The organism is Flammeovirga sp. AWQ4_249, from assembly GCF_056161045.1.
Genome location: NZ_JBSWYJ010000039.1, coordinates 43,503 through 51,754, shown reverse-complemented (window position 1 = coordinate 51,754; position 8,252 = coordinate 43,503). Strand labels below are relative to the sequence as shown.

At 36.5% G+C, this 8,252-nt stretch carries 4 protein-coding genes; all 4 read right to left on the bottom strand.

All coding sequences use genetic code 11. From position 1 onward, the window contains the following. Positions 1–174: 174 nt before the first annotated feature. A complete protein-coding gene (locus tag ACXAHM_RS20930) occupies positions 175–1,563 on the bottom strand; it encodes an NAD(P)(+) transhydrogenase (Re/Si-specific) subunit beta (RefSeq protein WP_474964309.1) in 1,389 nt (462 codons plus the stop codon). A 31-nt stretch (positions 1,564–1,594) separates the two neighbouring features. Continuing rightward, complete coding sequence (locus ACXAHM_RS20925) at positions 1,595–1,915, bottom strand: NAD(P) transhydrogenase subunit alpha part 2 (RefSeq protein ID WP_474964304.1); 321 nt, start codon at positions 1,913–1,915, stop codon at positions 1,595–1,597. A 32-nt stretch (positions 1,916–1,947) separates the two neighbouring features. After that, a complete protein-coding gene (locus tag ACXAHM_RS20920) occupies positions 1,948–3,105 on the bottom strand; it encodes an NAD(P) transhydrogenase subunit alpha (RefSeq protein WP_474964299.1) in 1,158 nt (385 codons plus the stop codon). Positions 3,106–3,695: 590 nt separating this feature from the next. Beyond that, positions 3,696–7,997 (bottom strand): DNA-directed RNA polymerase subunit beta', encoded by a 4,302-nt coding sequence (rpoC, locus tag ACXAHM_RS20915; RefSeq protein ID WP_474964296.1) that lies wholly within the window; start codon positions 7,995–7,997, stop codon positions 3,696–3,698. Positions 7,998–8,252 lie beyond the last annotated feature (255 nt).

The following is an 8,252-nucleotide window of genomic DNA, read 5'->3' as shown; positions in this document are numbered from 1 at the left end:
TTTAATTCAAAATATCGATACTAATCTATAAAAATGTGGATATGAAAAAAGAGGCCGATTCATAAACTAGTTATGAGACGGCCTCTTTTTTTGTTTTATATTTTCTTAGTATAAAATAAAAGCTCTATTGAGAAAATCCCAATAGAGCTATTACTATTATAAACTCGCTTGGAATTAAGCGTTTGCTATTTCGTCTTTAAGTTTACCCAATGACGCTTTGGCATCTCCGAATAACATCTTTGTTTTATCTCCAAAGAATAATGGGTTTTGAACACCTGCATATCCAGTACTCATACCACGCTTGAAGACAACCACGTTTTTAGCAGTTTCAACATCTAAGATTGGCATTCCATAAATTGGTGATGAAGTATCATCTTTTGCAGATGGGTTAACAACATCATTCGCACCAATTACAAGCACTACATCTGTAGATGGGAAACTATCATTGGCAGGCTCTAATTCTAATAGTTTATCATAAGACACATCAGACTCCGCTAATAATACGTTCATGTGACCTGGCATACGTCCAGCTACAGGGTGAATAGCATATCTTACTTCAACACCTTCATCCTCTAGAGCATTTTCAATTTCATGACAAATATGTTGAGCTTGAGCAACAGCAAGACCATAACCTGGCACAATTGTCACTTTATCAGCATATTTCAATTGAATTGCTAAATCTGAAACGTTTACTTCTTTTACAATTTCTTCACGATCAGAACCTGATCCACCTCCTGAAGCGCCTAAATTACCTACTAATACATTGATTAATGATCTGTTCATTGCTTCACACATCATTACAGTAAGAATGATACCCGATGCACCAACAAGGATACCACCAATAATCATGATATTGTTACCATAGATAAGACCAGCACCAGTTGCACCGATACCTGTTACAGAGTTCAATAATGAAATCACAACCGGCATATCACCTCCACCAATTGGCGTTACGAATGCAATACCATAGAATAATGATAGACCTAGTAAGGCATATACTAATGGCATATTCAATTCAGGTTGTGTCATGATCATAACTGATAAAGATATGATACCAATTAATGATGCAATATTGATTAATTGAGGAGCAGGTAAAGAGAAATTATCTCTTAATGATCCATTCAATTTACCGTAAGCTACTAATGAACCTGTTAAAGAAACTGCTCCAACGAACATTGCAAAAATATTTGTTAGAACAGCACCGCTCATCATTGCAGTACCTTCAGGCAAATTATTAAACTCAGCAATACCAATTAACATTGCACAAGCACCACCTAAACCATTAAATAATGATACCATTTCTGGCATTTTTGTCATGGCAACTTTCTTTGCTGATACTAAACCAATACCACCACCAACGATCATTGCACCAAAAATCCAAAGGTAGTTGTTATCTCCAGTTTCAGGAGCAAATAAAGATATAACGATAGCCATCCCCATACCTAGTGCTGCTACTTGGTTACCCTTACGAGCAGATTCTGGATGAGAAAGACCTTTTAAACCAATAATAAATACGATAATACTTACTAGATAAAGTAAGTCAATTATATTCGAGTAATCCATTTGTTTACAAATCTAATTTCAGGTGAAAGAATTAATTTTTACGTTCTTTTTTCTTGAACATATCTAACATTCTGTTAGTAACTGCAAAACCACCTACAACGTTAATCATTGCTAAAGCGATTCCAACAAACCCTAAACTTAATGTTAAGTAATCAGTAGCATCTGCTCTTCTAATAAGAATAATTGCACCGATTACTACTACGCCTGAGATTGCATTTGCTCCTGACATTAAAGGAGTATGTAAAACAGTAGGTACTTTACCAATTATCTCCATTCCTAAAAATGAAGAAAGTACTAATAATGATAACATTGCTAAAGTGTTATCATCTAAAAAATTTATAATTTGTTCCATATTAATATCAAATTGTTTGTTGTTAGTTATTCTTAAGCTTCTACAACTTCTTCTGCAGGAGCTTCAGCTGGAATTAATTGTTGTTGTTTTTCTTCGTTTCCATAGACTACCTCACCATTGTAAACAATACAACTTTGAAGAATAATTTCATCTTTGAAATCAAAATCAAAACCTTCTTTTGTTAAGAATAACTTCATGTAGTTCTGGATATTCTTACTGTATAATACAGAAGCCTGCTCACTAATTTCAGCCGCTAGATTTGAATTACCAATAATTGTAACTCCATGCTCTCTAACTACTTCTTTATCTTTTGTCAATGCACAGTTACCACCAGTAGAAGATGCCAAGTCAACAATTACAGAACCTGCTTTCATTGTTTTAACTGCTTCTTCAGTAACTAAAGTAGGCGCAGGTCTACCTCTTAATTGGGCTGTTGTAATTACAACATCCGCTTTTTCAATTTTTTGAGCGATTAACTCTGCCTGTCTTTTCTTATATTCTTCCGTTTGCTCTACAGCATAACCACCTGCTTTCGTATCATCCGTTGCTCCTTCTACTTCTACGAATTTCGCTCCTAATGACATTACTTCTTCTTTTGCAGCTGCACGAGTATCAAATGCTTCAACTTGAGCACCTAAACGTTTTGCTGTTGCAATTGCTTGTAAACCTGCTACACCAGCTCCCATTACTAAAACTTTAGAAGGAGGAACTGTACCCGCCGCTGTTGAAAGCATTGGCATATAACGTGGAAGGTAATCAGTTGCTTTAAGTACTGCTCTATAACCTGAAATTGAAGCCATTGATGATAAGATATCCATCGATTGTGCAATCGTTGTTCTAGGAATCATATCAAAACTAAATGCTGAAATTCCTTTTTTAGCATAGACTTCACAAATTGATGCATCTTGGAATGGCTGGAATGAAGAAAATAAAAATACATTCTCTTTCACATTTTCGACATCCTCTTTAGATAAAGGATCCAAAGTAATTAATACATCAGAAGAGCTTAATATCTCTTCTCTAGTTTTTGCATTCGCACCAACAGCGTTGTATTGCTCATCACTAATAAAAGCACTTTCACCAGCACTTTTTTCATAAATAACTTCATGTCCCTCAGAAATAAACTTTTTTGCTAATTCCGGTGTAACGGACACTCGTTCGTCTTGTTCTTTTAAAATTCCAAATAGCATACCTATGCGATTTTAAATAGTAATATATTCCGTATTTAATAGGATACTTTATCCTATCGTTTGTTAGTTAGTTGTTAATAAAACACTCAATGCTAGAATGATTATTTTAGCAAATATACAATAAAATAATCATTTTATTACAATAACAATAATCACCATATACTTGTATTGAAAAAGTTTCAAAAATACACTTATTTCTATTTAAATTCATTTACCATGATATAATGCAAATTGAAATATAACAACAACTGTTATATTTCACACACAGGTTTATTCTATATGTATTAAATAACACATTACACTACATAATTTGATGTAGTTTTATTGTAAAAGTGAGATACCTTTAGTTTTCCTAAAAGTAAATATTTCACATGTAATATTAGAATAATACAATTTTAACATAAATATAGATTTTGAGATATAGAAAAAGAAAGCTTGAAAAAAATATACCTAAATAGTAAAATTTTAAATATTTAATTGAATACAGTAGCTCTAAATAAGTGACCAACCATTCACTTTAACTTATTAGAATACAATAAAAAAGCCCTTCATCGAAAGATGAAGGGCTCTATTAAACCGCTTGCAAATTTTTAGAAACCTGTTGTCAGATGTCTTTCTCTTGAATCAATCAACGCTTCGTATTCTTCTTTAGAACCTACACGAAGTGTTTCATAATCACGAAGACCTGTACCTGCAGGAATCAAGTGGCCCACGATAACATTTTCTTTCAATCCAACTAGTTCATCACGCTTACCTCTAATAGAAGCTTCACTTAATACTTTAGTTGTCTCTTGGAAAGAGGCTGCTGAAATGAATGATTTCGTATCCAATGACGCTTGAGTGATACCTTGAAGTGTAGGTCTAGAAATTGCAGGTTGTGCATCACGAACCTTCATTTCTTTCATATCCTTACGTTTCAATGATGAATTCTCATCACGCATCTCACGGAATGTGATTAATGCACCAGCTTTGTATCTTGCTGAGTCACCCGCATCCGTAACAATCTTCATGCTAAGCACTTTATCGTTTTCTTCACGGAATGTAAATTTCTCAACTACTTGACCAGGCAAGAATGTTGTATCACCATTATCTTCGATAACGACTTTTTGCATCATTTGACGTACAATTACCTCAATGTGCTTATCGTTAATTTTTACACCTTGTAGACGGTATACATCTTGAATTTCATTTACCAAGTACTCTTGTACAGCAGTTGGTCCTTTAATTTTCAAGATATCTGCAGGAGTAATTGCACCATCCGAAAGTGGCATACCCGCTCTCACATAGTCATTTTCCTGAACTAAGATGTGTTTCGATAAGTTCACCATGTAACGACGTTTAACACCGTCACGAGACTCAACGAATAATTCACGGTTTGCACGTTTTACTGCACCGTAAGTCACAATACCATCAATTTCAGATACTACAGCTGGAGATGATGGATTACGTGCTTCGAATAATTCCGTTACACGAGGAAGACCACCGGTAATATCTCGAGATTTACCAGCAGAACGAGGGATCTTCACAAGAATATCACCTGCCTTCACTTTTTGACCATCTTCAACAGTTAAACGAGCATCTGTTGGTAAGTTGGATGCTACTGACTCACCGTTATCACCAGCGATGTGGATGATTGGGTTTTTAGTTTTATCCTTAGTATCGATAATTACTTTCTCTTCGTAGCCAGTCATTTCGTCTGTTTCTACTCGGTAAGTAATATCTCTTTCAATTGATTCGAATTCAGTTACACCGTTGTATTGAGCAAGGATAACGGCGTTGAATGGATCCCATGAACAAATCACGTCACCTTCTTCAACCATATCACCTTCTTTTACACTTAAGTATGAACCGTATTGAATATGAGCATTAAATAATACTTTTCCGTCAGTATCTAAGATGTTTAATTCAGCAGTACGTGCCATTACTACATCTTTAGCATCACCTTGAGGATCTGTACTCTTCACTGATTTCATTTCAACGAATTCTACTTTACCAGCTTTCTTCGCTTTCAATGAAGCATCAGTTGCAATGTGAGATGCCACACCACCAACGTGGAATGTACGTAGTGTAAGCTGTGTACCTGGCTCACCGATTGATTGAGCAGCGATTACACCAACTGATTCACCTTTACCTGCTACTCCACCTGTTGCCAAGTTTTTACCGTAACATTTCTCACAAACACCCTTACGAGTTTCACAAGTAAGTACTGAACGAACTTCAACTTCTTCGATACCTGCTTCCTCAATTAATTGAGCAATTTCTGGAGTAATAGAACCAGTTGCAGGAACGATGATTTCACCAGTTTCTGGATGTTCAACATCATTTAATGATGTACGCCCTTCAATTCTGTCTGATAAAGCTTCCTTAATCTCATCATTCTCTTTAAGTGCTGTTACTGTAAGACCACGTAAAGTACCACAATCTACTTCAGTAACTACAACGTCTTGAGCAACATCTACCAAACGACGAGTTAAGTAACCCGCATCGGCTGTTTTCAAGGCTGTATCGGCTAGACCTTTACGAGCACCGTGAGTTGAGATAAAGTATTCCAATACATCCAAACCTTCTTTAAAGTTTGAAAGAATTGGGTTTTCAATAATGTTCGCTCCTGAAGCACCACCTAAGTTCTTCTGAGGTTTCGCCATTAGACCTCTCATACCACCTAACTGACGAATTTGCTCTCTAGAACCACGTGCTCCTGAGTGCATCATCATATAGATAGAGTTGAAACCTTGGTTATCCTCTTCCATTTGCGTCATTACTGTTGACGTCAACATATTGTTTGTTTTCGTCCAAACGTCAATCACCTGGTTATAACGTTCGTTATCAGTGATTAGACCCATCATGAAGTTGTTACGGATGATATCTACTTCACCTTTCGCTTCTTCAATCAATTCAGCTTTTTCCTTAGGAATAATGATTTCATCTAAACCGAATGAAAGACCACCTTTATAGGCCATCTGGAAACCTTCGTGTTTGATATCATCTAAGAATTGAGCTGCACGTGCCATACCTACGATGTCTACCACTTTTGCGATAATCACCTGTAAAGCTTTCTTCGAAAGTAGTTCGTTTACGAAACCTACTTCTTCAGGAACGTGTTGGTTAAATAATACACGACCAGCAACTGTCTCGATGAATTTCTCCTCAAGCTCACCAGTCTCTTCATTTAACTCTTTTCCTTTAACATGAATCCATGCGTGACGAGAGATTGCTCCTTCGTTCAATGCAATGATTACTTCTTCTGACGAATAGAAAGTCATACCTTCACCTTTCACGATTTCCGTGTCAGTAGTACGACGACCTTTTGTCATATAATATAGACCTAATACCATATCCTGAGAAGGTACGGCGATAGGCTTACCATTGGCTGGGTTAAGAATGTTGTGTGATGCCAACATTAATAATGATGCCTCTAATACTGCTTCATGTCCAAGAGGAACGTGAACGGCCATCTGGTCACCATCGAAATCGGCGTTGAAGGCTGTTGTTACTAATGGGTGTAATTGGATTGCTTTACCCTCGATAAGTTTCGGTTGGAAAGCTTGGATACCCAATCTATGAAGAGTAGGGGCACGGTTTAGTAGTACTGGATGACCTTTCAATACATTTTCAAGGATATCCCAAACTACTGGATCTTTACGGTCAACGATTTTCTTCGCTGATTTTACCGTTTTCACGATACCACGCTCGATCAACTTACGAATAATGAACGGCTTGAATAATTCAGCTGCCATATTCTTAGGAAGACCACACTCATGTAATTTAAGCTCTGGACCTACTACAATTACAGAACGACCTGAGTAGTCCACACGCTTACCTAATAAGTTTTGACGGAAACGACCTTGCTTACCTTTCAACATATCTGAAAGAGATTTCAAAGGACGGTTACCATCAGAACGCACAGCATTTACTTTACGTGAGTTGTCAAATAATGAATCAACTGCTTCTTGAAGCATACGCTTCTCGTTACGTAAAATAACTTCAGGTGCTTTAATATCAATCAGACGCTTTAAACGGTTATTACGGATAATAACTCTTCTATAAAGGTCATTAAGATCTGATGTTGCAAAACGGCCACCATCTAGAGGTACTAATGGACGTAATTCAGGAGGAATTACAGGAACCATTCTAATTACCATCCATTCAGGGCGGTTTTCGATTCTAGTTTTAGCATCTCTAAATGCTTCCACTACACGAAGACGTTTCAATGCTTCAGCTTTACGTTGTTGCGAAGTATCGTTGTTCGCTTGGTCACGTAATGCAGCAGCCATATCCTCAAGTTGTGTGCGTGCTAATAACATTTCTAATGCTTCAGCACCCATCTTAGCAATGAACTTGTCAGGATGATCGTCTTCTAATTGTCGGTTTTCGCTAGGTAGCTTATCCATGATGTCAAGATATTCATCCTCTGTAAGGAAGTCCATCTTTGCGATGCCGTCGGCTTCTTTTACACCAGCTTGGATTACTACGTAACGCTCGTAATAAATGATTTGATCAAGTTTCTTTGTTGGTAAACCTAAAAGGTAACCAATCTTGTTCGGCAATGAACGGAAATACCAGATGTGAGCCACCGGCACAACCAATTGAATGTGTCCCATTCTTTCACGACGAACCTTTTTCTCTGTTACCTCAACACCACAACGGTCACAGATAATACCTTTGTAACGGATACGCTTGTACTTTCCACAGTGGCATTCCCAGTCCTTTACAGGTCCGAAGATACGCTCACAGAACAAACCTCCCATTTCCGGCTTATACGTACGGTAGTTGATGGTTTCTGGTTGAGTCACCTCACCGTGAGAGCTTTCCAAAATTGATTCTGGAGATGCTAAACTCACTGTTACTGAAGTGAAATCGTTATTGATCTTTTTGTTTTTTCTAAACGACATTTGCAATTTGCGGTTTTCTTGAATCTGCAAATATAAAAACTAATAAGCAAAAATTCTATTATACGCAATGAAAAAAGCATTAAATCAAAAAAAGACAATAATTTCTTAGTTAAATGATTGATTTTTAACCCATTGAGGATTTTATTAATTTCTTAATTTTATTTAACACAAAAAGAGGCTTTTTAATTGTCGATCGTTGTTTCTCATTTTTCTATTAAATAACTCATTTATTATCAGATAATAATCGAACTGAAA

Bases quoted from the DNA above. Each gene is read 5' to 3' on its own strand.
- ACXAHM_RS20930 (WP_474964309.1), bottom strand. From the start codon at position 1,563: ATGGATTACTCGAATATAATTGACTTACTTTATCTAGTAAGTATTATC.
- ACXAHM_RS20925 (WP_474964304.1), bottom strand. From the start codon at position 1,915: ATGGAACAAATTATAAATTTTTTAGATGATAACACTTTAGCAATGTTA.
- ACXAHM_RS20920 (WP_474964299.1), bottom strand. From the start codon at position 3,105: ATGCTATTTGGAATTTTAAAAGAACAAGACGAACGAGTGTCCGTTACA.
- rpoC (WP_474964296.1), bottom strand. From the start codon at position 7,997: ATGTCGTTTAGAAAAAACAAAAAGATCAATAACGATTTCACTTCAGTA.